This is a genomic window from Polaribacter sp. OB-PA-B3 (assembly GCF_054589375.1).
The window spans coordinates 98,683-123,166 of record NZ_BAAIIX010000004.1 but is presented as its reverse complement, the minus strand read 5'-3'; the positions used below and the strand labels follow the sequence as shown (position 1 = coordinate 123,166).

The window sequence follows — 24,484 nt, the reverse complement described above, 5'->3', positions numbered from 1 at the left end:
AATTTAATTGCTATTTTCTTAGCAAAGAGAAATTTCCTTTCTTAGAAATGATGGGTTTACTGCTATCTACTGGAATTAAATTTACCGAATACCAATAACTGCCAGAGGGAAGTGTTTTACCATTACTTGTACCATTCCAGCCGTTGCTATCTATAGGTATTTCGGCTAAAAGTTTTCCATATCTATCAAAAATATTTAGAGTAGTAGGTTTATAAAATTTATCATTAATCCCTTTTATTTGCCACGTATCATTAACACCATCTTCATTAGGTGTAAAAAATTTTGGATATTCTATTAAAGAAACTAAAAGTTTGGCGGTACCACAACCATTTTTATTTTCGACAACAACATTATAAATTCCTCCCTTTAGATTAGAAAAAATATTATTTTCTTGAAAAGAACGGATTATGTTGCCATTTTCATCTTCTAAAGCATATTCAAAAGTTTGGTTAATTGTTTGGGTTTTCGGAATATCAATTTCGATACTAAAACCAGAACTAGAACTTGTAAAATCATCTATAATTTTTACAAATGTTTCATCTAATTGGTCAAAGTCAGATTTTTGAACTACAATTGTCTTAGTGTTTTCGCAGATTGTATTGTCTTTACTAAATGCAGTTACTGTATAGCTTCCTCCGTTAGAAATTTGTATTGATGTTGAATTTCCACCTATTGGAGTTCCATTCTCATTTCTCCAAACATAATTGTAATCATCTACAGGTTTTTTCACTTCTAAATTATACGGAATATTTTTAGCGCAAATAATTATAGGGTCGTTTGGTGCTTCACCTTCAACTTCAAATACAGGGATAGTGTTCGTTTTTAAAAAGAGTTTACCAATCCCTTCACAATTATTGTTGTTCTTATTTTTAATTTTGATAAAAATAGTTTGATTGAAAGCGAAAGCCGGATCTGAGTTGTTTCTATAATTTGATATATTAGTTATTGGGTTTACAGCAGCGTTTCTATTATCTGCATTTTTATAAAATGAAACAATTATATCAGATTGAATTGCAGTTGGAAATTTGTTTATAATATCTTGTCTTGCAGAACTAAAATTGAAATTTGTAATACCGTCAATGTCAGAATTATCAACATTGTTATTACCATTTTTGTCTAGAAAATCATCACAAGATTCAAATGTTTTGTCATAATCTACATCAGTAACGTAAGCTGCATTAATTTCTATTTTAGAAATTGTATGGCAATCAGATTCAGAAATTGTACGAACCCAAGCTTCTGCATAACCAGCAATTACCGGGTAATGTTCTTTATCTGTTATTTCTGCCACACCATTAATAGCGTCTGTTTCTGTTTTAAAATACTTAAAACTATGAGTTGTATTATTGCTTATATTTATTTCAGCTTCGGTAAGGTTTACCACGGTGTTTTCGCTTGGATCATCTGCGCATTGTAAAATTGTTACCACCGGATTTAAAATTTCGGGTTTACCATTAACAGTAATCTTTATAGCATTTGAAGTAAAATTACATGCGTTACCAGTTCTCGATAAAATGACTCTAAACTGATAATTATTATAACTTTGTAAAACATTATTAATTTGAAGGTCTTTTGTATCTGCGCCGCTATAAATTGTATTATTAGTTAAGGTTGTAAAATTACTACCATTGTCTGTAGATAGTTGCCATTCGTAAGCATCTGCAGTGGCGTCGATTGTTAAAATACCGATGGTTTCTTCGCACAAAATAAAATCTTCAAAGGGTGTATTTATAATTATTGGTGCAGAGGTTGTGTAGTTTAAATTAGGAGAAGTATATCCGTCAGAATTATTAATTACTTTACCATTGTTATTTACATCAAAAGTTGATGTATCTAGAATTCCGTTATTATCATTGTCGTTAAAACCGGCTTCTAAAACATCAAAACAAGCATCATTATCTGCGTCTAATTCAGCAAAATTAAAGATAGAATCTGCATCTGTATCTAAAATTGTATAATTTATAAGAGCACTAGAATCTTCTACAGAATCATCTAATCCGTTTTTATTAGTATCGATGAAAGTATTTAAAATTCCGTTAGAGTTGATGATTTTACCATGATTTGCTTCAGTTCCATCAAAAATTCCATCATTGTCTACATCTACATCTAAGTAGTTTTTTATGCCGTCATTATCTGTGTCTAAATTGGTTGTAATTGAATTGAAAATATCATCAATACCATCAGAATTTGCATCAGTATTTAATAAAGTTATCTCTTTACCATACGCATCAAAAAGATCAGGAATTCCATCGTTATCAGAATCAAGATCAAACATATCTTCTATACCATCATTATCGGAGTCTTTCTCAAAACAAGTAATTGTATAATTACCGCTAAAAGTAGAAGCATCTGTGTTAGTTGCTGAATGATAAAAATGAATTTCATCGATTTGATTTGCTAAAAATTTGAATGTGCTTGCTGTACCAGCAATTGATGTATTGTATTTAAATTTTATTTCGGAAGCAGAAAATTCAGTAATTCCAGATTCATATATATTATCATTATTTGTATCTACCAATAATTGATTGTCTGGATTTAAGAGTGTGATGTTTTTATTTTCTGGTTTGATTTTTATAATAAAATATTCATTTTCTTTAACTTGATGAGTTGTAGAATTTGTTTGTTTTAAGCGGAGGTTTATACTTTGCGAAAAACTTAATTTAAATTCATTTACAGCATTTATATCATTTACTAATGTGCTTGTAAAATCACCGTTATTAGTGCCAGTAAAAGAATTACTAGTGTCACTTTGCATAAGAAAAGAGGTTGAAATTATGTTTTTAACGGTTCCGTCTTCTAAAACTACGTTAGGCGTATTAAGGTTAGAAAGGTTTACATTGGCGTTGCCAAGAGATTCATCACAATTTAGAATTCCGTCGTTGTCGATGTCTAAATCAATATTATCTATAATTCCGTCATTATCATAATCATCAGGGCAAATACTTACTAAAATTTCATTTGAAATATATTCGTTGTTAGAACAAGTTATTTTTCCTATCAACCTGTACTTGCCAGGTTCTGACATTAAAGGTTTGTATGACGTGGCGTTACTTTTAAAAGTCCAATCACTTATGAGTTCGTTAAAATATTGCCATTCAATTCCACCATCAAAAACAGTTGTGTTTGCCGCATTTAAAGTAAGGTCGTTTCCTAAGCAATTTCCAAGTGAAGAGATGTTAACATCAAAATTTATTTCTGGATTCGAGGGAAAACCTGAATAAAAACTACCAGAAGAAGCGGCACCGTTTTGGTTAAAATAAGCACAGTAAAGCTCTTCGCTACTTTCGATGGATATATTTCCGGTTAAATCTGAGACTTGATAGGTTACATAATCTGTATTTCCATCAACATTAAATGGTCCGGTTGTGTTAAAGTTAGATAAAACTTGAGAGTTTATTCTAAGAGTTGCATTTTTATTAGTTACAATTGTTACACCACCTGTAAAATTTACACCACCAATATTTTCTATATTTGGAATATTATCTACTTTACCTCTGTTTTCGCAATTTAAGGGTGGCACAAAAAATAAACCTTGGTTTGCTTCACTATTATTAGCGCCAACACCTTGGTAAGCAAAAGCAGGTTTAGAAGTTTTTACAAACATATTGCCAAACGTATTGTATTCATTTCCTTCTATAAGAGTGTAGTCTCCTTTATCAAGAGTCGTAAAAATTCCTCCACCATTAATTCTTACCTCGGTATTGTCTTCGTGAGCAACAATTAAAACATTTTCCCAATTATCATTTCCGTCACCTTTTACAAATATATATTCACTACCAGTTTTACCAGGAACAATTAATTTTTCGATACCTACAATTTGATCAAAACCATAATCTCTTCCACCTCCGTTATGAAAGCTTCCGTTTGTAGAACCTGAATTAACAACAATAGGCTTATCAGATTCTATAAGTGCACCAATTAATCCATCTCTATTTATGGTGTTTTCAAAACTATTTGCGGCAACAATATAGCTTTCGCCTTCATCTAAAGATACAGTAATTGGTAATGAACCGGTATAATTTTTTATTGAAATTCCTGTTGGAATATCAGAAAATATCACCTCTGTTTCATTTTCTGTAGCCATTACAGAGATAAAACTTAAATAATTGTCTTGAGGATTTTCATTAGTAAACATTCCTGCTCTAAAGATTTTTCCTAAAGCAGCATTTCCTTTACTTACCAATGCACCTGCTTGTGCACCGCCGCCAGCTAAAACTCTTACAGATACATAAATAGCATCATCAGCTTCAATTATATAACCTTTATTATTTGTTATTTGACTAGTAGCAGCAGAAGTTACAAATAATTGGCTATTACCATTACCTGTTAGGTGGTTTTTTGGAGTGTTTTTTGTTACTACTCCTTCAATTACAGATGAATTCGGCTGGCCTACGGGAATAATTTTATAAGTAACATTTGAATTACTTGGCGTAGAAATATATAAGTATTGATTTTCTGGATTGGCGTTACCAAATTCTGAACTAGTTAATGGCGGTATAAAGTGTTTTTTACTTAATTGAGCATAGCTGTTTTCTACAAGAGTAAAACAGATTGCAAAAAAAAAGATGATTAAGGTTGTTTTTTTTAACATGCAAAAAAAATATTTGAGTTAAAAATAACAAGAAATTAAGAAATATTTTATAAACTTTTAAAAACTTTATTTTTTTTGTAACAAAAAAGAATTTAAGGCAACATATATGTAAAGTAAATATTCTTTTTTTGAAAAAAAATAACGAAATTGCTACACTTAAAAAAATTGTTCAACTTAAAAAACACAATGCAATATGTCTGATGATTTTGATTTATTAGAAACGAATTCAACACAAAAAACAGAAAAAGTAGATGTTAATTGGGGGAAAGCCATAGATACCATGAAATCGAAACTTTCTCAAGAAGAAGACCCAGAAAAGCGTCAAAAAATTTTAAATGCTACTTTAGATGATGTTGTTGATATGGCAAAAGAAGACAGAACTTCTTTGTTAGATGCTATTAAAGATTTAACAGATTATCAAGATGAAGTTGGTATTAAGTTTGAAGGGTTTTCAGCATTAAACGAAGCAGAGCAAAAAGTAATTGACGATGCACAAAAAGCTTTAGAAAGAGCAAGAGTAGAGTTAGAAGATGCACAAAACAAACCAGATACTTGGTGGAACAATTTATGGGGAAGAAAATCTAAAATTAAAAAAGAAGAAATAGAATTTGCTGCAGCAGAAAAAGAACGTGCTGGTGCAGATAATAAAGCAAAAGCATTATTTCAGCAACGTATAGAAAGTGCAGATATTCAAACATTATTAGGAGAACTTTCTTTTAAATCTCAAGCAGCGGTTACACGTTTAAAAAACAGAGAAGTAGAAATAAAAGAAGTAGAAGAAAAACTAAAAACTGCCATTGTAGAAGCTTCTAAAAACCATACCAAAGCTTTAGAGAAAAAGAAAGAAGTAGAAGATAAGCTAGAAGAGCAATATGCGCTTTTAAAACAAGCAAGACAAGAGTTAGATGAAATTGCAGACAAGCAATCTACAGCATACTCAGAAGCAATAGGTAAAGTAACAGCAATAGAGCAAAAAGTAGAAGAGTTAGAAGGTCTTAAAAATGCGTACACAACATTAGCAGCAAGTAAAGATAGTTTTGTGCATAAACACAATTTAACTATTAAAGTTTTAACTTCTTTACGTTCTAATTTACAAACGCATAGAGCAAAATTAAAAAGTGATACAGAAGAAAGATTAAAGTATTACGACGGATATATTGTTGCCTTAAAAGCAAGAACAGATCAAGAATTTGCAGCAATTTTAGAGCATCTAGGTGTAAAAACAGATGAGCATATCGGAGAAACTTTAGCATCTATGCACTCTGCAAGTGCAAGAGCGCGTCAAGATATGATGGATAACATTCCGGTTCACGAAAAAGTAATGAAAGGAGTTTATAGTACTTACGCAGAAGCATTACATGAAATAAGAGAGAAAGACGTAGATATACAAAAGAACTTTGCAGATAGATATGGTATCGATATGAAAGAAATTTTTGAAGATTACTATAAAGCAGATGCAAATTCACCAACAGGAGACGATGCTACACCAGCAGAAACTCCAAAACAAACAAGTTCTAACGACGATATGTTGTCTTAAAATAATCAGGGCGTTTCCCCGATGAAAAATCGGGGTCAGGCTTTTCATTATATCTTTTTATCGTACCTCAAAAAAGGATGCCATTACAATCCTTAACGCAGGCTTTTTTGCCAAAACAAATCAATTTATTAGCTTTAAGAATATCAAATTAAAACATGATTACAACACCTTTAGATTCTGCGGTATTAGACTCAAAAGAACAATATGTTTTTTATCATAAAATGGTAGATTTTGTTTTAAAAGAACTTATTGTAAGTGTTCAGCAAGAAAAATTATGTACACAACAAGAGTTGCTTATTTTTAAACAATATTCAGATTTACTTTTATATTCTATAGAAGCCATGCGTATAAAATATATGTATGACGAAGAAGATAATATGAAAGTAGATTTAACAGATTCTGGTTTTCCTAATTATTTAGAATTTCGATTTTTATACAACGATCTAGAATTAAGAAATGAGTATTTAGATAAATTTACAAGTGTAGATGCATTAAAAGAATCTTTTTTAAATACGCTTTTAGTTAAAAAAGAACCAATTAGAAGGTTAGATTTATTTAAAGCATCGTCTTTAGTCTACTATTCATCCGTAGATAAAAAATATATATTTAACAGATTTGTGCAAGGTAAAATTTTAGAAGCACCAGAAGACGCAAATCATCAATATTTAACAAGTTGGAGCTTTTACGACGTTAGCCAAAATAGGCCTTTTATTTGCTATATGTATTTTAATTATAAAGGTAACAATGTTTTAAAAGACAGAGATAAGATTTATCAAACTTTAAAAGAAACAGCAGATAGAGAAATGTCTTTAGATACAATGGCATATAATATCGACAGAAAATTAGTCGATTTAGAACCTAAACATATCAAAAGAATAGATTTAGGACCATTGCATAATGTTTTTGCAAAAGACGAAAATAAAATTACGCATGCAATTTTAAGCGCAATTGCAAGAAAAGAAATTCCGTTAGAATCGTATGCTTTATCTTTAAAGATAGATGAGGTTTTTTCTGGAGAAACCTTTACAGAAGGCGGATTTTTCTCAAAACAAACCATGCAAAAATGGAGTGAAGTTATTCAGCAAAAATATGTTTTTGCACCGCATAGAATTATTCAGCTTTTACACAATAATGCGCCAGAAGCGTTACATAAATTAGCAAGAAACCCAATAGAATTAGCTAGTTTAAAAATACAATAGAAATTTAAAGACATAAATTGCTAACTGTCTTAGAATCATAGTAAAATTAGAAAAAGAATGCAACACAACTCAACATTTCCTATAAAACAAAACGAATTAGACATGCTTCGCGATGAAGCTTCTGGTTATTTAAAAAGTGTACAATGGGAACAAAGTAATAGAGCAAAAAATAAAGATAAAGACGCAAAAGACAATTCTATTTTATTGTATTTATCAAGAGCTAATTCTGGTAGTAATGTAGAAATTACATCAGTTTCGAAAACAATTTTAGGTTTAAAGAAAAGGCTTTTACCAGATTCTATTGCAATTCCGGTTTATTTAAATCAAACATTATATGCTGTACAAGAAGGATTAACATTAGGAATCTGGATAAAAGACAGCTATTACGATTCTTCCGGATTATCATCTTTAAACGAACGTAAAGCAGCATTAGATTCTAACGGAAAACGAGAATATGAAAGTAAGTTGCATACTGCGACAGCTTTTCAATTGTATGCAACAGCTTACAAAGTTATACACGATTTAAAACCAAATGCCTCAGACGATTTATCGGTAATGAAACAGAAATTTGCTGGTATTCCAGAAGTTTCATTTTTATCACCATTAAAAGGTGTTGCATGTGCTTTGTTTTATTTTGATAAATATCTAGGGCATCCAGAAATTGTAAAAACAGATAAAGACGTCATCGATTTTACGGTTGTGTTTTTTGAAGCGTTAATAGACGAAATTCAGTTAAGAAAAAGTACTTTAGAGTATACAGAAACAATTGTAGACAGAACTTATAAATTAGAAAATACAGATTTTGCAGTTTCTGGTTGGGAAAACGTATTTTCTGGAACCGCAAAAAGTGTTGAGTTTAATAAAATAAAATTCGAGCAAATTGTTGGTAATAAAGATGCAAAGCATTTTGCACGTAGATTAACAGAAAGAATGTTGAGTTACGATTTTGATGCAAAGAAAAACCCGTTTCAAGAATTGGGTGGTTTTATGCCAGTTTTTATGGGTTATGGAATTCCGGGAACGGGTAAAAGTATGTTGATTGCTGCCATTGCAACCCGATTAAAAGAGCATGCAGACAATTTAGATATTCCGTTTTTATTTCATCCAATGCCAGATACTTTAATAAGTACATTTCAAGGTGGTTCTGCCGAAAAAATGGTAGAATGGATGAAGCCTATGCAAGACCCAACTAAATTAATTTTTGCACCCATTGATGATGCCGAAAATAACTTGCAAGAAAGAACTGCACAAGGTGTTTCTGCTGGTGTTAAAGAAGTAATTGGTGTTTTCTTGCGTTATACAGAAGGTGCTTATGCTGTAAATTACGGGAATTCCTCTATCGGACTTTTTACCAATTTACCAGAAATGTTAGACAAAGCGGTAATTTCTAGAGTACAAGGTAGGTTTAAAATAGATGGTGCACGAACAGAAAATGACTTTTTAGATCAAGACTATATCTGGTGGAAAAAATTTGAAAAAACAATTCCAGATTTTGTGAATATGCAAAATCCAGAAAATTATCAATATTTAAAAGATCAAGGACTTACCAAAAATATGGGCGAGATTCTTAGTTCTGTAGAGAAACCATCCGAAGAAAGAGTTTTAGAAGCTTATGATAAAGCTGTGCAAAAGCATAGTACAAATCAGCATTTGTTTTTTGCAAGTTTGTATAAAGAAATTCAGCAAATATTTCCATTTTTCTCGTCTAGAGATGTCAGAAACATTCAATCTGCAATTTCTTTACGATTAACAGATTTTGATTTGGAAGAAGATTGGTTCGAAAATCCAGAAATTTATTTCAAAAAGAATTACGAAACCAAGTTTGGTATGTTGCAAGAATTGATGAAAACTAATATGAAAGGTTTAGATTTTTCTGAAATTAGAAGGCAAGAAGTTGTAAGATATTTAGACAATGTTGCAACGATTGCAGATACTGATTTTAAACGAAAAGTTGATGCTCGTGTAAATCAATTAAACATAGATTTAGAAGCAAGAAAATCTTTTGGAAATGAGTAGTTCAAGAGTAAAAAATATTGAAAAAACTGTATTATCAGATAATTATTATACGCTTTTTAAATTTAATTTTGATTATCAAAAATCTGATGGAACTTGGGTAAAACCAATGAGAGAGGTTTATGAGCGTGGTCATGGTGCCGGAATTTTATTGTACAACATCCAAAAACAAACAGTAATTTTAATCAAACAATTTCGATTTCCTACGTTTGTACATGACAATGATGATGGGTTTTTAGTTGAAATTCCCGCAGGATTATTAGATCAAGATAATCCAGAGCAATGTATTATACGAGAAACCGAAGAAGAGGTTGGTATTCGATTAAAGTCTGTTAAAAAAGTTTATGAAGGGTATTCGTCTCCGGGAGTTTTAACAGAGAAAATGCACTTTTTTGTGGCAGAATATTCTGATGATATGAAAGTTAGTGAAGGTGGCGGCTTAGCATCAGAAAATGAAGATATAGAAGTTTTAGAAATACCTTTTACAGAAGCTATTGATATGCTAAATAATGGTAAAATAGAAGATACAAGAACAATTGTATTGTTACAATATGCACAAATTCATAATTTGTTAAATTAAAATGCAAAAACTAAAAGACGCAAAATTATATAGAAACGAACTAATTTCTGTTAACGGTAAGTTAGTAGAACGCTATAATAAATGTTTAGAAAAATTAGGTTTTTCTAAAACAGCGTTAACCTCTTTTTCTATTGATGGTTTGGGTTGGAGTCCAGAGATTGCCGAAGAAAAGAATGAACAATTTTATTTAAATAATGGCGAGGCAAATACCCATGCTATTATTATTACACCTTTGCAAAAAGATTTGCCAATTTATAATCCTTTTCATTCTTTTGATAAAGAACTAATGAAGATTGTTTTTAAAAAACATGCCGATTTTATAAAAGATATTACTAGAGATGCTGCAATATGTTTAGATTTTGATCAAAAAATAGATGTTTTTTACGAACCTTTAGATGTCTTAAAATATAAAGATATTGTAATAAAATTTCATCTAACAAATAATTTAAATAAAGCTAAAGAGAACCAATTAAAATTAATTCATACTTTTAATTTAGACAATAATTTTATAGACGAAAATATTCATAAACAGCTATTAGCATCTGCTAAAAAATACGGAGACTTACGTGAAAGAAATTTAATTTTAGAAGAAATTAATTATACTACAGATTCGTTTTACACAAAAGCATTTGGCGGAATTTTTGTATTGAAAGATTTTGTAAAACCAATTTTAATCTTTCAAGAAAAAGAAACTTACAACCAAGCAATAAACGATACGGTACAAGATGTCTTAATGTATCATATTTCTCATGATGAGTTAATAGATAGGCTTTTAAGTTATGATGTTATTGAGGCAGATTTAGAAGAAGAGTTACATCAAAAGAAATACGATAGAATTAAGAAATATACGCTTTCTAAGTATTTAATATCTCCAACTCATCCGGTTAAAGATATTTTACAAAACGACATTCTTTTTAAGAGTTATTTAAATAAAATTGATATTTCTGCTAGAAAAAAAGTAATGGGATTAGAATTGTTTTTACAAAAAAAGCAAGTTTCTAAAACCATAAAAGCTAAAGATATTTTAGCTAAAGACTTATTTGTAGCTTTACACAAACCGCATTCTTCGTTAAAACCAAATCACCAAGATTTAATTTGGTATTTGTTGGTGAATATTTCGCCTAAAGATATTTTATTTCTTTATTGGTATGACAAAGAACAATTTTATAGCACATTTAAAACATTAGAAAACTCTACCCAAGATTGGGTAATAGAAACGATTTTAAATAATTTTTAAACTAACAATATAACATAAACTATATGACACTAGAACTTATAATTTTTATAGCATCGATACTATTTGGTATTATTTTGTACTGGCGAGAATCTCAAGGAAATAAACTATATAGTTTCTTTAATAAAATAATGAATTCTAAAGAGTTGCAAATGGAGGCTACAAATAAAAAAGGTTTTATTTATCAGCAAAACTTTTTATTAAGACTTGTGTATATAAGTTCGTTTTTCTTAGTTTTAGTTCTTGTAGCACGCTTTATAATTCCGATAGATATTACTACTGTTTCATTATTTACTTCGATGATTTTTGGTACATTATTAGGTACTTATATTGCTGGTTTTATTTTTAAGTCTTCTACAATTATAGAAGAACAATCAGAAAATTTAGGCGATACCTTTAATGATGTTTTAGAAAAAGGAAAAGATTTTGTTAAAGATTTAAAAACAGAAGAACCTGTTGCCATTAAAAAAGCACAAGAAGAAATTAAAGAAAACAAGGTAGAAGAGAAAAGTGCTAGAGAACGTTTAAAAGACAAAGGTTTATTATAAGTATCTAAAGTAGTTTTGTATAAAATTAAAATTTAAAAAATGATTAAGAATTACTGGAATAAAGGCCCAAGACAAAAAAAAACAGTTGTGTTTTTAAGTATCATAACTCTTGGTTTGTTGTTCTTTTTAAGAGATGATTATCAACCAGCATTATTATTTGTTAGAAAGTTTATTTTTATCATATTATTATGTTTTATAATCTTGTTTTTTAGTCTAAGAACGTTTAGAAAATCTGCAAGTACAGGCAAAAGAATTGGTATTCTAGTTTTTTTAACGATTTTCTTCGCAGTTGTTTATTATGTAGGTTGGAACTTGAAATTCTACGATTATATGAAAACGTATAATGTTTTTAATAGCTTGCAAAGAATCGAAATTGTTGAGTTACCATTAACTCAAAATGAAAGAATTCAGCCCTTAAGAAACATTTTTTCTATGGCAAATGAATCCGTAGGAGAAACCAAAGATGTTTCTTTACCGCATTTGGTAAGAGTCGATGGTCATAATCAATGGACAATGGCAATTCAGCCAACCGAAAAATATGTTTGGCAAGGAATTAAAGACAACACAGAAGAGGTTTTTTCAGTATCTAGTACAACTCCTTTTCCTCGTTTTTCATCAGAAAATAGAATTCCTGTAACTTTTTCTATTGGTGAATCTTTAAAATTTAGTAGAAATACTTACAATGCTGTTGTGCAAAGATTAAATCCGTGGATGTTATTTAATTACGAACCAAGCGATACTTATTATATGAAAAATGATAAAGGCGCATGGGTACAAGTAGTAAGTTTAATTAAGTGGAAAGGTTTCTTTTTTCCGTATCCAACTTTTGGAGGTGTAATGGTTGTTGAAAGCGGAGAACATGATTTTAATGATTATTTAGAAAGAATTACAATTGGTAAAGGAATTTATATTTCGCCAGATGAAATGAAGAATTACGAATACTTAACAAAGCAAAATACGTTATCAGAAAAAGTATCTCGTTTACAAGCAGAAAGCTTAAAGTTTTTAGGAGGTTTTAGAGATCCTTTGCCATGGAATATGAAGACGGCAGTTAAAATTCCGGACTTGCCAGACGACCAAAATCAGCAGCCGTTTGTAACAGATTTCGATTTTTCTGATACAAAAACTGGTGCTTTTAGCGGTTTGTATCATTGGTTTGGTCTAGAACCTGTTGGAGACGAAAGAACAAGTTTAACATTTAGTGTTTTTATTCCTGCGGATGGAACCGATAAATTATATTATTACGATCATGCTTCTAAAAAACAAGGTTATGCAGGTGTTTCTGCAATGCCTTTAAAAGTAATAGAATCTAGAAAAGAATATGACTGGTCTGCAAATAAGCCAGTAGAATTTAGACCTTACATTAAAAATATTGCGGGTAAAAAGAGAATGTTTTTTCTAAGTACAATTTCTGCGATAAAAAAAGAAAATGCACAGTTTGATGGTTCTGCAACCCCAGATTTAGCATTAATAGATAGTGAATATAGAGATGTTATTTGGATTGATGCAAAAAAACCAAGTACTTGGAATGAAGATGTCTACATTCAATTAAACGAAGCTTGGAGAGCAAGTGAAAACGGAAATATTTACTTTGAAAAAGAACAAACAATTCTAGAAAAAAATAAATCTATTTTAGATTCTATTAAGCTTATTTCAAAAAAAGAATTAGATTTTAAAAAGATTAAAGAACTACAAAAAAAGATTGATTCTATCAAAATGAACTAGTATTTCTAGTTATCTTGTATTACATCTTTTGACAAAACTGGCATAAAATTTATTTACCTATTTTTGAATAAATTATTTTATTAAAAAATAAATTAAATAAATGATAGCACTATCTGCATTAGATTATTTTATAATCGTTCTTTTCTTTTCAGTTATTTTGTTAATTGGTTTTGTAGTATCTAAAAAATCAGGAAAAAGTTCTTCAGAATTTTTTCTTTCTGGCAGATCAATGCCTTGGTGGTTGCTTGGTTTTTCTATGGTTGCAACTACATTTGCTGCAGACACACCATTACTAGTTACAGATATTGTTAGAGGAGATGGTGTGGCAGGTAATTGGGTTTGGTGGACGTTTTTAATTACAGGTTTACTTACGGTTTTTGTTTATGCCAAACTTTGGCGAAAATCTGGAGTAACTACAGATTTAGAGTTTTACGAATTAAGATATAGCGGTAAGGCTGCAAGTTTTTTAAGAGGTTTTAGGTCTATTTATTTGGGTGTTATTTTTAATATTTTGGTAATGTCTGTAGTAACATTAGCAGCTATTAAAATTGGCGGAATAATGTTAGGTATTCAACCTTGGGAAGTTGTTCTGTACGCAGGATCTGTTACAGTAATATTTTCTGCTTTTGGTGGTTTTAGAGGTGTTGTTTATACCGATTTTTTACTTTTTATAATTGCAATGTTTGGGGCGTTAGCTGCCGCTTATTATGCTGTAAATTTACCAGAAGTTGGTGGTTTAGAAAGGTTATTTGATAATAAATTAGTGGCTACAAAAACAAATATGTTGCCAGATTTTAATGATATAAATACAGTAATTACAATTTTAATTATTCCGTTAGCATTACAATGGTGGAGTTCTTGGTATCCTGGAGCAGAACCAGGAGGTGGAGGTTATATCGCACAAAGAATGTTAGCCGCAAAAGACGAAAACCACGCAATAGGTGCCACGTTTTTTTTCAATTTTGTACATTATGCCCTAAGACCTTGGCCTTGGATTTTAGTTGCTTTGGCATCTTTGGTAATATATCCAGATATTGCAAGTTTGCAAAGTGCGTTTCCTAATATTCCTGCAGATAAATTAGGGAATGATTTAGCGTATCCTGCAATGTTAAACTTTTTACCAAAAGGTATTTTAGGAATCGTTTTAGCATCTTTAATTGCAGCGTATATGAGTACAATATCTACACATTTAAATTGGGGCTCTTCTTATGTTGTAAATGATTTTTATAAACGTTTTATAAAGAAAGAAGCCACTGAAAAACAATTGGTAAATGTTGGTAGAATAAGTACAATATTAATGATGATTATAAGTGGTTTGTTAGCTTTAACTTTAACAAATGTGAAACAAGTATTTGATATTATTATCATGTTTGGGGCAGGTACTGGTTTAATATTTATTTTGAGATGGTTTTGGTGGAGAATAAATGCTTGGAGTGAAATTTCTGCAATGTTTTCATCTGGAATAATTTCGATATTGTTAAATTTTACATCTTTAAAAACTATTTTATTCGGAGTAGAAGATGGAATTTTTCCTATTTGGTTTCAATTTCCATTTGTAGTATTAGTAACAACAATAATTTGGTTGGCAGTTACCTTTTTAACTCCACCAGAAAAAGATGAAACTCTTCGATTATTCTATAAAAATATTTTGCCAAGTGGTGCAGGTTGGCGCTCGGTTATTGCCAAAGCAAAAACAGAAGGCATAAGTTTTGGTTCAACAGAAAAAAATTGGAGTTTACCTAATGCAATTTTAGCAATGTTGCTTAGTTGTGTGTTAATTTATAGTTGTTTGTTTGCAACTGGCTTTTGGATTTATGGTGATTATACACAAGCAATTATTTTAACATCTTTAGTTATTGTCTCTTCTATATTTTTAATAAAACTTCTTAAAAAAATAAAGAGCACAATATTGTAATTTACTTTTTTTACAACTAGTAAATACTTCCATGTATTTATTTTCCTTGGTAAATAAATTTTTATTTTGTAAATTTGTACTCTAATTAATTCACTAAAGAATGAAATCAGTAAAAATTATATATTATATTTCCACAGGATTGTTAACACTATTGATGTTTTTTTCTGCGGGCATGTACTTTTTTAATCATGAAGAAGTAGCTCAAATGTTTACCAATTTTGGATATCCAACTTACATTATTTATCCGTATGCTATTGCTAAGATTTTGGGGTTAATTGCAATTTGGTTTTTTACCAAAAGCGTAATTAAAGAATGGGCATATGCCAGTTTTTTCTTTGCATTTATTTTAGCGTTTTTTGCCCATGTAATGATTAGCGATGGTGAGCAAATTGGTGCTTTAGTTGCAATGATTCTTTTGATTACTTCATACATCACTTCAAAAAAAATACATCATGACAAACTCTAAAGTTACTTTATCAAATAAAAATTATTTAGCAGAAGCAAAAGCTAGAAATCATTTTTTAACTTTAGATGAACCTGTTGCCGATGGAGGAGATGATAACGGACCAACGCCAGTAGAATATTTATTAACTGCAATTGGTGGTTGTGTAGCCATGACTTTAAGAATGTATTCTGAAAGGAAAGGATGGGATGTAGGCGAGATAGACGTAGAAGTTACTCAATTAGTAGAAAATAATGAGAAATTTTTAACGGAAGAAATCTCTTTTGAGAAAGAAATTACAGAAGAACAAAGAAAGAGATTACTTGTAATTGCAGGAAAATGTCCGGTAGCAAAAATGGTAAAAGGAGAAACTAGAATAGAATCAAAAATTATTTAAAAAATTAGTATGAAAAAAATATTAGCATTTGCAGGAAGCACAAGTTCTACATCGATAAACAAACAGTTAGCTACTTTTGCAGCAGAAAATTTAGAAAACTTAGCTTTTGAAGTGATAGATTTTGCTGCTTTTAAAGTACCCGTTTATAGCGAAGATGAAGAGAAAAACGGTTTTCCAGAAGATATTAAAAACTTTACAACTAGCTTAGATAGTTATGACGGATTCATAGTTTCTTTAGCAGAACATAATGGCTCTTATGCTGCCGCTTTTAAAAATATTTTCGATTGGAGCTCTAGAATAAACGTAAAAGTATTTAGAGATAAACCATTATTATTAATGGCAACTTCACCAGGCGGAATGGGCGGTCAATTTGTTTTAAGTGCTGGTGAGCAAAGATTTTCTAGACATGGTGCTAGTAATATTGTTACCTTTTCTTTACCAAGTTTTTACGATAATTTTAAAGAAGGTAAAATTACAGGAGAAGATCTTCTAATAGCATTAAAAGAACAAGTAAACACCTTCGAAAAATTAGTTAATGAGCAATAAATTAAGCATCGTATTATACGGTAAACAAGGTCATGCATATACTGTAGCATTTAAAAATTTTTTAAATTCTACAGAGGTGCCTTATACATATAAAGATATTTCTAAAGATGTAGAAGCAAGAGAACACAGTAAAGAATTATACAATGGTGTAGCTAAATTTCCTACGTTAATTGTAAATGAAAAAGTGTATTTAACACCAACTACAGAAGAATTTAATAAGATAATGCAAGATTTAAAGTTAAGAGCTTAAAACTTTAACTTGAAAATAAAAAACAGTAGCAGATGGGAGACATTTCGAAAGATATCAATTCTAAGTTTACAAGTAATAAAGTAAAAGCTTTAATAAATATTAAATATACTTCTAATTGGTTAAGTAGTAGAGAAAACGATTTTTTTAAACCTCACGGAATCTCGCCGCAACAATACAACATTTTAAGAATATTAAGAGGTGCAAAAGCTAAAATTAAGGTGCAGGTTGTCAAAGATAGAATGATAGAAAGAGCACCAAATGCAACTCGATTAATGGATAAGTTGTGTGATAAAAACTTAATAGAAAGAGAACGTTGTGAACATGATAGAAGAGTTGTTTATGTGCAAATAACACAACAAGGTTTACATTTATTATCTAAAATAGACGATTTTAAAAACGTATCTTTTTTAGACAAGTTATCAGAAGAAGAAGCATTAACATTAAGCAATCTTTTAGATAAAATAAGATAAAAAAAATTTAAAAATATATTTTCCTTGGGAAATATATTAACAAGGATTTATAAAGTATGAAAAAATATAAAACTATTCAAAAAGTAGTAGAAAGTCCATTGGTTAATATGGGGCCCATAAAACTTCGCCAACCTTTACCATCAAATGGTTTAGAGAATGTAGACCCTTTTTTATTATTACATCATTATGGTCCTTATGCTATTTCAGAATTCAATAATCCTTTTGATTTAGGTCCGCATCCTCACAGAGGTTTTGAACCGATAACATTATTATTTAAAGGAGAACAATTGCACAGAGATTCTTTGGGTAACGAAATGATTGTGAAAGCTGGAGGTGTGCAATGGACAACTGCCGGTCGTGGTATTATTCATGCGGAAGCACCAACTAAAGAATTTGTTAAAAGAGGTGGCGATTTAGAAGGAATTCAATTATGGTTAAACTTGCCAGCTAAATCTAAAATGATAACTCCTAATTATCAACATTTAGAAAAAGAGCAAATACCACAAATTACATCAAAAGATAAAAAAGTAGCAATTAATATTGTAGCGGGTAATTTAGAAGAAACTTTTGGTTTAGTACAAACACAAACAGAAGTAAATGTTTATACTGTAAATGCTAAAGAAAATGGCTTTATAGAAATCGAAATACCAAAAATGCATCAATCTTTAATTTACCTATTAGATGGCGAGATTTTGGTTAATAATTCAGAAGAGTTATCCAAAGGTAAAAACCAAATGATAACATTTAATCAAGACGGTTCTTTAATTAATTTTTCAGCTAAAAAAGAAAGCAATTTGTTAATTCTTTCTGGCAATCCAATTAAAGAGAAAATAACGCAATACGGACCTTATGTTATGAATACTCAAACAGAAATTTTAGAAGCAATGAGAGATTATCAGCAAGGTAAAATGGGCTATTTGTATTAGGGCGTTCCCCGAAAAGGGGCGTGCTTTCCACTATATCTTTTTGCCGAAAAAGCAAAAAGGATGCCGTTGCAATCACTAACGCATCAACACATAAATTAGAAGAAATTATACAGGTTTAGAGATGAAAAAAATAATTCACAAATCAGAAACAAGAGGTTTTGCGAATCATGGATGGTTAAATTCATACCATACTTTTAGCTTTGCAAGCTATCAAAATTTAGAAAGAATGAATTTTGGTGCTTTAAGAGTTTTAAATGACGATGTTGTACAACCAAAAATGGGGTTTGGCACCCATCCTCATAAAAATATGGAAATAATTTCTATACCAATTTCTGGTTCTTTATCTCACAAAGATAGCATGCAAAATAAGCGAGCAATAGAAGTTGGTGAAGTACAGGTTATGAGTGCCGGAACTGGTGTAACGCATTCAGAATTTAATGATAGTTCATCCGAAGAAGTTAATTTTCTTCAACTTTGGATAATTCCAGAGAAAGAAAATGTAACACCCTATTATAATCAAAAGTATTTTGAAAAATCAGGTAGAAAGAATCAATTTCAAACATTGGTTTCACCAAAAGATAAATTAGTTGATGGTTCTTTGCCAATAAACCAGCAAGGATATTTGTCTATGATAGATTTAGATAAAGATTTTAACATCGAATATCGTTTAAAAAATGGAGCTTATTTTTTCTTAATAGATGGTGCACTAGAAATAGAAGATGTTATTTTAAATAAAAGAGATGCTGTAGGTATTTATGAAACTGATTTGGTGAAAATTAAAGCAAATAAAGACAGTAAATTATTAATTATAGATATTCCTATGCAATTTTAAAATGTGTTAAAAAGAAAAACCCTATTCAGTTAAGAATAGGGTTTTTTTATGATGTGAAATCTGTTATCCTAAAACAATAGATTTAATGTTTACAAATTCTTTGATACCAAAACCACCGTGTTCTCTACCAAAACCAGAATCTTTAACGCCACCAAATGGCATTGCAGGATCTGCTATACCAAAAGTATTGATAAATACCATACCAGTATCAAAATGGTTGGTTGCTATTTCTTTTGCCTTTTCGATGTTTTTTGTAAAAATTCCGCCACCTAAACCAAATCTACTATCATTAGCAACCTTTATAGCTTCTTGCTCATCTTTAACTTTAATTAAAGAAGCTACTGGTCCAAATAGTTCGTCACTGTATGCTGGTTGCCCAGGTTTTACATTACCTAAAACTGTAACCGGATAAAAATATCCTTTACCATCTGGTATTTTACCACCACATAGAATTTCGGCACCATTTTTAACACTTTTTTCTACTTGTTCGTGTAAAGTTTCTCTTAAATCTTTTCTCGCAATGGGTCCCATATCTACTCCATCTTCTAATGGGTTACCAACTTTAACGTTTTTCATTGCTTTAACAAATCCCTTTTTAAAGTCTTCATATACTTTCTCTACAACAATAAATCTTTTTGCAGCGATACAAGTTTCTCCGTTATTATAAATTCTACCTTTCACACATTCTTCAATTGCTATTTCTAAATCGGCATCTTCTAATACTAGATAAGCATCATTACTACCAAGTTCTAAAACAACTTTTTTTAACTCTGCAGTTGCTTTTTCTCCGATGTTTCTACCAGCATCAGAACTACCTGTTAAAGTAACACCTCTAACATGTTTGTTTTTTATAATTGTATCCGATTGATCGTGGGATATTTTTAAGGCTTGAAATAATCCTTTAGGTAAACCTGCATCAACAAAAATTTTCTCTAAAAATTGACCTGTTCCTGTAACGTTAGATGCATGTTTTAGTAACACACCATTACCAGCCATTAGATTAACGATAGCATATCTAATTACTTGATAAGATGGGTAATTCCATGGTTGAATGCCGTACACAATTCCTATTGGTGAGTAGGCAACTAAACCATCATTACCATTACTTAAAGTTCTTTTTTCAGTAGCTAAATTTTCTGGTCCGTTTTTGGCCGTATAGTTACAAATACCTGTACATAAATCAATTTCGTGTTCACTTTGACTAATGATTTTCCCCATTTCGTTAGTCATAAGTTTGGCTAATTCTGTTTTATTCTTGGTCAATTCTTTACCAATTGCTTCGATAACTTTAGCTCTTTCTTTAACTGGTTTTAGTTTCCAATCTAAAAAAGCAGTATTACATGCTTCGATATTATTTTTTAATTCTTTATCTGTTAAATAAGTATATTCATCTAACTTTTCTTCTGTTGCGGGATTTATTGTGATTATATGTTCTTTGCTCATGACGAGTGTTTTTTTTAATTAATGATTATTTTTGTTCACTTGGTAAAATATGAACGTCGTTTACGTTTACCCTTTCTGGTTGGGTTAATGTGTAAAAAATGGCATCGGCAATATCTTCTGCTTCTAAACTTGTCATCTCTTTCATCTCTTTTAATTCTTCTTTAATATCTTCATCAGTAATTGTACTTAAAAGATCTGTGTTTACAGAACCAGGTTCAATAGATGTTACATTAATTCCGTATTTAGGTGTAATTTCTTTTCTTAAACCTTCAGAAAACATTTTTACTGCAGATTTAGTAGCACAATAAACGGCCCCACCAGGAAAGTAATTATACGCTGCGGTAGAAGAAATATTGATAATATTACCTCCTTTATTTTCTATTAACGTAGGTAAAACGGCAGCAATTCCGTTTAAAACACCTTTAATATTTACATCTACCATTGTTTCCCATTCATCAGTTTTTAACTTCTCTATATAAGATAAAGGCATTAACCCTGCATTGTTAATAATTGCATTTACGGTACCAAATTCTTGAATTGTTTTTTCTACTAATTTCGAAAAGTCGTCCTTATTGGTAACGTCGCAAGTTATTACAAGAGCTTTACCATCATTATTTTCTATGGATTCTTTTATTTCTTCTAATTTGTCTTCACTCCTAGAGGTCAATACTACAGAAGCCCCGTTTTTGGCAAGTTTAATTGCAGTTGCTTTTCCAATTCCACTAGATGCACCTGTAACTATTATTACTTTATTATTAAGTTTCATATCTTTAAGTTTTATTATTTCTACAAAGCTACTTAGAAGGTAAGGTTACTTTTAGTTCATTTAAATTTGTATTTAGCTCTTTTACTTTTTAAGTTGAAAAAATAAACATATCTTGCAAAGTATTATGCATGCATAGTAAATTTAAAAAGACAATTATGAAATATAAGCACATTTTTGAACCCTTAGATTTAGGTTTTACAACGTTAAAAAATAGAATTTTAATGGGTTCTATGCACACAGGTTTAGAAGAAGAAAAAAATGGTTTAGAAAGAATAGCTGCTTATTATGCAGAAAGAGCAAAAGGTGGAGTTGGATTAATTGTTACCGGTGGAATTTCGCCGAACATACAAGGCTGGACAGGACCGTTTTCTTCTAGAATGTCTACAAAAAAACATGCCAAACATCATAAGAAAATAACAGAGGCTGTACACAAAGAAGGAGGTAAAATTTGTATGCAAATTTTGCATGCTGGGCGTTATGGTTATCATCCTTTTAATGTAGCGCCGTCTAAAATTAAATCGCCAATAACACCTTTTACACCATTTAAGTTAACGCAATCTGGTATTAAAAGAACAATTAGAGATTTTGTAAATTCTGCTAAACTATCTAAAATAGCTGGTTATGATGGTGTAGAAATAATGGGTTCAGAAGGTTATTTAATCAATCAGTTTATAGCAAAAAGAACCAATAAAAGAACAGATTCTTGGGGTGGAGATTATAAAAACAGAATGCGCCTACCAATAGAATTGGTTAAGCAAACAAGAGAAGCTGTTGGCGAAAATTTTATTATAATTTATAGACTTTCGATGTTAGATTTGGTAGAAAATGGTTCTACATGGGAAGAAGTTGTACAATTGGGTAAAGAAATAGAAAAAGCTGGTGCAACAATTATTAATACTGGTATTGGTTGGCACGAAGCTAGAATTCCTACAATTGCTACTTCAGTGCCTAGAGCTGCGTTTACTTGGGTAACTAAGAAAATGAAAGAAGAATTATCGATTCCGCTAATTACTTCTAACCGAATTAATATGCCAGAAACTGCAGAAAAAGTACTTGCAGAAGGAGATGCAGATATGATTTCTATGGCGAGACCATTTTTAGCAGATCCAGAATGGGTAAATAAGGCGAAAGCAGAAAAAGATGATGAAATTAATACATGTATTGGTTGTAATCAGGCGTGTTTAGATCATGTTTTTCAGCAGAAAGTAGCAAGTTGTTTGGTAAATCCGAGAGCTTGTCATGAAACTGAATTAAATTACACACCAGTAGACGTTGCTAAAAAAGTTGTTGTTGTTGGTGCAGGACCTGCAGGTTTAGCTGCAGCAACTGTCGCAGCACAAAGAGGGCATGATGTAACTTTATTTGATGCTGCAAATGAAATTGGAGGTCAATTTAATGTTGCTAAGCAAATACCAGGTAAAGAAGAGTTTTATGAAACTTTACGTTACTTTAAAAAACAAATTGAATTGCATAATGTTACTTTAAAATTAAATACCGAAGTTTCTTTAGAAGATTTAAAAACTTCTAATTATGATGAAATTGTTTTAGCAACGGGAATCAAACCTAGAGAGCTAAAAATAGATGGCGCAGACCATAAAAAAGTATTAAGTTATTTAGATGTTTTAAAACATAAAAAGCCTGTAGGAAATAGAGTTGCGGTTATAGGAGCAGGAGGAATCGGTTTTGATGTATCAGAATACTTATCTCATGAAGGAGAAGCAACATCTCAAAATATTGATGCTTGGTTAAAAGAATGGGGAATAGATAAAACCTTAGAAGCACGTTCTGGTATAGAGGGTGTTAAGGCAGAATATCATCCTTCACCAAGAGAAATTTTTATGTTTAAGAGAAGTAAAGGTAAATTTGGTCATAATTTAGGGAAAACTACGGGCTGGATTCATAGATCTACACTTAAAAAGAAAAAAGTACAATTTATAGGTGAAGTAGCTTACACTAAAATAGATGACGTAGGTTTACATTACACGCAAAATAACGAAAACAAGGTTTTAGAAGTAGATAATATTGTAGTTTGTGCGGGTCAAACTCCGTTTAAAGAATTGTATCAACCTTTATTGGATGCAAATAAAAAAGTACACGTAATTGGTGGTGCAGATTTTGCATCAGAATTAGACGCTAAAAGAGCCATAAATCAAGGTAGTAGATTAGCCGCAAAATTATAATTCTTTTTATATTTTTGCTATTAAATTAAAAAACATGAAGAAAGCAATATTATTTTTAGCATTATTTACAGCATATTTTTCTTTTGCGCAGCAAGAGAGAGAATTTCCTAAATACAACGCAAAAAATTCTGCAAATATTTTTTACTATAATTTTGCTGAAGTACCTCCTAAAATAAAAGTGAAAGATGATGAAACTAAGAATAAAACAATAAAAGTTCTTAGACAGTATAACGATAAAATTAAAAAAATATCTTTTTTAAATTCTGCAAAACTTCAACAATTAGAACTTACTATAAACTCTTTAGGAAAACAATTGTATTCTAATAGAGATTTGGCAGAGAAAGTAGGTAAACAAGTTAGAGAAACAATAAGACCAATAAGAGATAGCATAGATGTGCATGAAAAGGTTTTAAACGAAGAATTAAAAAGTTTTTTAAATAAAAAACAATTTAAAAAATGGACTAAATATCAAAAGGCACAAAAAAGAGAATTACTACCAAAAGCACCAAAAAACCAAAATAATAATGGTTCACAGAGTATGATGGGAAGAAGAAATGGTCCAGGAATGGGTGGTAGAAGATATTAAATACTTTCTGCAAATCTAAGTTATCTTAAGCTATACTTTTCAACAAGTTTTAGAAACAGAATAAATTAACGATATTTGCGCCAGAAATAACTATTTACAAATTATGGGAATGAATAAGAATACAGTGCTTGCGTGGGCAACATTTATAATGATACTTGTAGGTTTGGGTTTAATAGCATTGGGTGCTTTTAGATATGATGATGTTGCAGGTTGGGGTTTTGCTGCAGTTGGTGCCGGTTTTTTTGCGATTGCTTGGGTTTTTAACGCCCTAAAAGGAAGAGTATAGTTTTTAAGTCTACTAATT

The 24,484-nt window shown here is 30.5% G+C and carries 21 protein-coding genes; 18 read left to right on the top strand and 3 right to left on the bottom strand.

Annotated elements, in window-relative coordinates:
- Positions 1-10: 10 nt before the first annotated feature.
- A complete protein-coding gene (locus ACYPV9_RS09205; RefSeq protein WP_459743186.1) occupies positions 11-4,591 on the bottom strand; it encodes a T9SS type B sorting domain-containing protein in 4,581 nt (1,526 codons plus the stop codon).
- A 193-nt stretch (positions 4,592-4,784) separates the two neighbouring features.
- Between ACYPV9_RS09205 and ACYPV9_RS09200 the strand changes: the two genes are divergently transcribed.
- The 15 genes from ACYPV9_RS09200 to ACYPV9_RS09130 all read left to right on the top strand — a co-directional run bounded on the left by ACYPV9_RS09200 (position 4,785) and on the right by ACYPV9_RS09130 (position 19,205).
- Complete coding sequence (locus tag ACYPV9_RS09200) at positions 4,785-6,128, top strand: microtubule-binding protein (protein ID WP_459743184.1); 1,344 nt, start codon at positions 4,785-4,787, stop codon at positions 6,126-6,128.
- A 155-nt stretch (positions 6,129-6,283) separates the two neighbouring features.
- Entirely contained in the window at positions 6,284-7,327 is a 1,044-nt protein-coding gene (locus ACYPV9_RS09195; protein ID WP_459743182.1) for a hypothetical protein, read from the top strand.
- Positions 7,328-7,384: 57 nt separating this feature from the next.
- Positions 7,385-9,343: an AAA family ATPase gene (locus ACYPV9_RS09190; RefSeq protein ID WP_459743180.1), complete on the top strand. Its 1,959-nt coding sequence runs from the start codon at positions 7,385-7,387 to the stop codon at positions 9,341-9,343.
- Positions 9,336-9,920 (top strand): NUDIX domain-containing protein, encoded by a 585-nt coding sequence (locus ACYPV9_RS09185; RefSeq protein ID WP_299065296.1) that lies wholly within the window; start codon positions 9,336-9,338, stop codon positions 9,918-9,920. The genes ACYPV9_RS09190 and ACYPV9_RS09185 overlap by 8 nt, the downstream gene beginning before the upstream one ends.
- Position 9,921: 1 nt before the next feature.
- Positions 9,922-11,157, top strand: coding sequence for a DUF6638 family protein (locus ACYPV9_RS09180; RefSeq protein ID WP_459743178.1), 1,236 nt, complete (start codon positions 9,922-9,924; stop codon positions 11,155-11,157).
- A 23-nt stretch (positions 11,158-11,180) separates the two neighbouring features.
- On the top strand, positions 11,181-11,702 hold the full coding sequence (locus ACYPV9_RS09175; RefSeq protein WP_459743176.1) for a hypothetical protein: 522 nt from the start codon (positions 11,181-11,183) through the stop codon (positions 11,700-11,702).
- 39 nt (positions 11,703-11,741) lie between these two features.
- Entirely contained in the window at positions 11,742-13,427 is a 1,686-nt protein-coding gene (locus ACYPV9_RS09170; protein ID WP_299065302.1) for a hypothetical protein, read from the top strand.
- A 100-nt stretch (positions 13,428-13,527) separates the two neighbouring features.
- A complete protein-coding gene (locus ACYPV9_RS09165; protein WP_299065304.1) occupies positions 13,528-15,342 on the top strand; it encodes a sodium:solute symporter family protein in 1,815 nt (604 codons plus the stop codon).
- Positions 15,343-15,442: 100 nt separating this feature from the next.
- Complete coding sequence (locus ACYPV9_RS09160; RefSeq protein ID WP_459743173.1) at positions 15,443-15,808, top strand: DoxX family protein; 366 nt, start codon at positions 15,443-15,445, stop codon at positions 15,806-15,808.
- The gene (locus tag ACYPV9_RS09155) at positions 15,795-16,181 is read left to right on the top strand and encodes an OsmC family protein (RefSeq protein WP_299065307.1); all 387 of its coding nucleotides are present in this window, start codon (positions 15,795-15,797) and stop codon (positions 16,179-16,181) included. Before ACYPV9_RS09160 ends, ACYPV9_RS09155 begins: the two co-directional genes overlap by 14 nt.
- Before the next feature lie 9 nt (positions 16,182-16,190).
- On the top strand, positions 16,191-16,727 hold the full coding sequence (locus ACYPV9_RS09150) for an NADPH-dependent FMN reductase (RefSeq protein ID WP_459743171.1): 537 nt from the start codon (positions 16,191-16,193) through the stop codon (positions 16,725-16,727).
- Complete coding sequence (locus ACYPV9_RS09145) at positions 16,717-16,977, top strand: glutaredoxin family protein (protein ID WP_459743169.1); 261 nt, start codon at positions 16,717-16,719, stop codon at positions 16,975-16,977. The genes ACYPV9_RS09150 and ACYPV9_RS09145 overlap by 11 nt, the downstream gene beginning before the upstream one ends.
- A gap of 32 nt (positions 16,978-17,009) precedes the next feature.
- The gene (locus ACYPV9_RS09140; protein ID WP_459743167.1) at positions 17,010-17,447 is read left to right on the top strand and encodes a MarR family winged helix-turn-helix transcriptional regulator; all 438 of its coding nucleotides are present in this window, start codon (positions 17,010-17,012) and stop codon (positions 17,445-17,447) included.
- A gap of 56 nt (positions 17,448-17,503) precedes the next feature.
- A complete protein-coding gene (locus tag ACYPV9_RS09135) occupies positions 17,504-18,373 on the top strand; it encodes a pirin family protein (protein WP_459743165.1) in 870 nt (289 codons plus the stop codon).
- Positions 18,374-18,494: 121 nt separating this feature from the next.
- Entirely contained in the window at positions 18,495-19,205 is a 711-nt protein-coding gene (locus tag ACYPV9_RS09130) for a pirin family protein (protein ID WP_459743163.1), read from the top strand.
- A 63-nt stretch (positions 19,206-19,268) separates the two neighbouring features.
- Here ACYPV9_RS09130 and ACYPV9_RS09125 read toward each other — a convergent pair whose 3' ends face one another.
- Positions 19,269-20,648, bottom strand: coding sequence for an NAD-dependent succinate-semialdehyde dehydrogenase (locus tag ACYPV9_RS09125; protein WP_459743161.1), 1,380 nt, complete (start codon positions 20,646-20,648; stop codon positions 19,269-19,271).
- A gap of 25 nt (positions 20,649-20,673) precedes the next feature.
- Positions 20,674-21,414, bottom strand: a complete 741-nt coding sequence (locus ACYPV9_RS09120; protein WP_459743159.1) for an SDR family oxidoreductase — start codon at positions 21,412-21,414, stop codon at positions 20,674-20,676.
- A gap of 155 nt (positions 21,415-21,569) precedes the next feature.
- Here ACYPV9_RS09120 and ACYPV9_RS09115 point away from each other — a divergent pair, with 155 nt between their 5' ends.
- The 3 genes from ACYPV9_RS09115 to ACYPV9_RS09105 all read left to right on the top strand — a co-directional run bounded on the left by ACYPV9_RS09115 (position 21,570) and on the right by ACYPV9_RS09105 (position 24,466).
- A complete protein-coding gene (locus tag ACYPV9_RS09115) occupies positions 21,570-23,594 on the top strand; it encodes an oxidoreductase (RefSeq protein ID WP_459743157.1) in 2,025 nt (674 codons plus the stop codon).
- A gap of 34 nt (positions 23,595-23,628) precedes the next feature.
- The gene (locus tag ACYPV9_RS09110; RefSeq protein ID WP_299065323.1) at positions 23,629-24,180 is read left to right on the top strand and encodes a hypothetical protein; all 552 of its coding nucleotides are present in this window, start codon (positions 23,629-23,631) and stop codon (positions 24,178-24,180) included.
- Between the two features lie 103 nt (positions 24,181-24,283).
- Positions 24,284-24,466, top strand: a complete 183-nt coding sequence (locus tag ACYPV9_RS09105; RefSeq protein WP_299065325.1) for a CAL67264 family membrane protein — start codon at positions 24,284-24,286, stop codon at positions 24,464-24,466.
- Positions 24,467-24,484 lie beyond the last annotated feature (18 nt).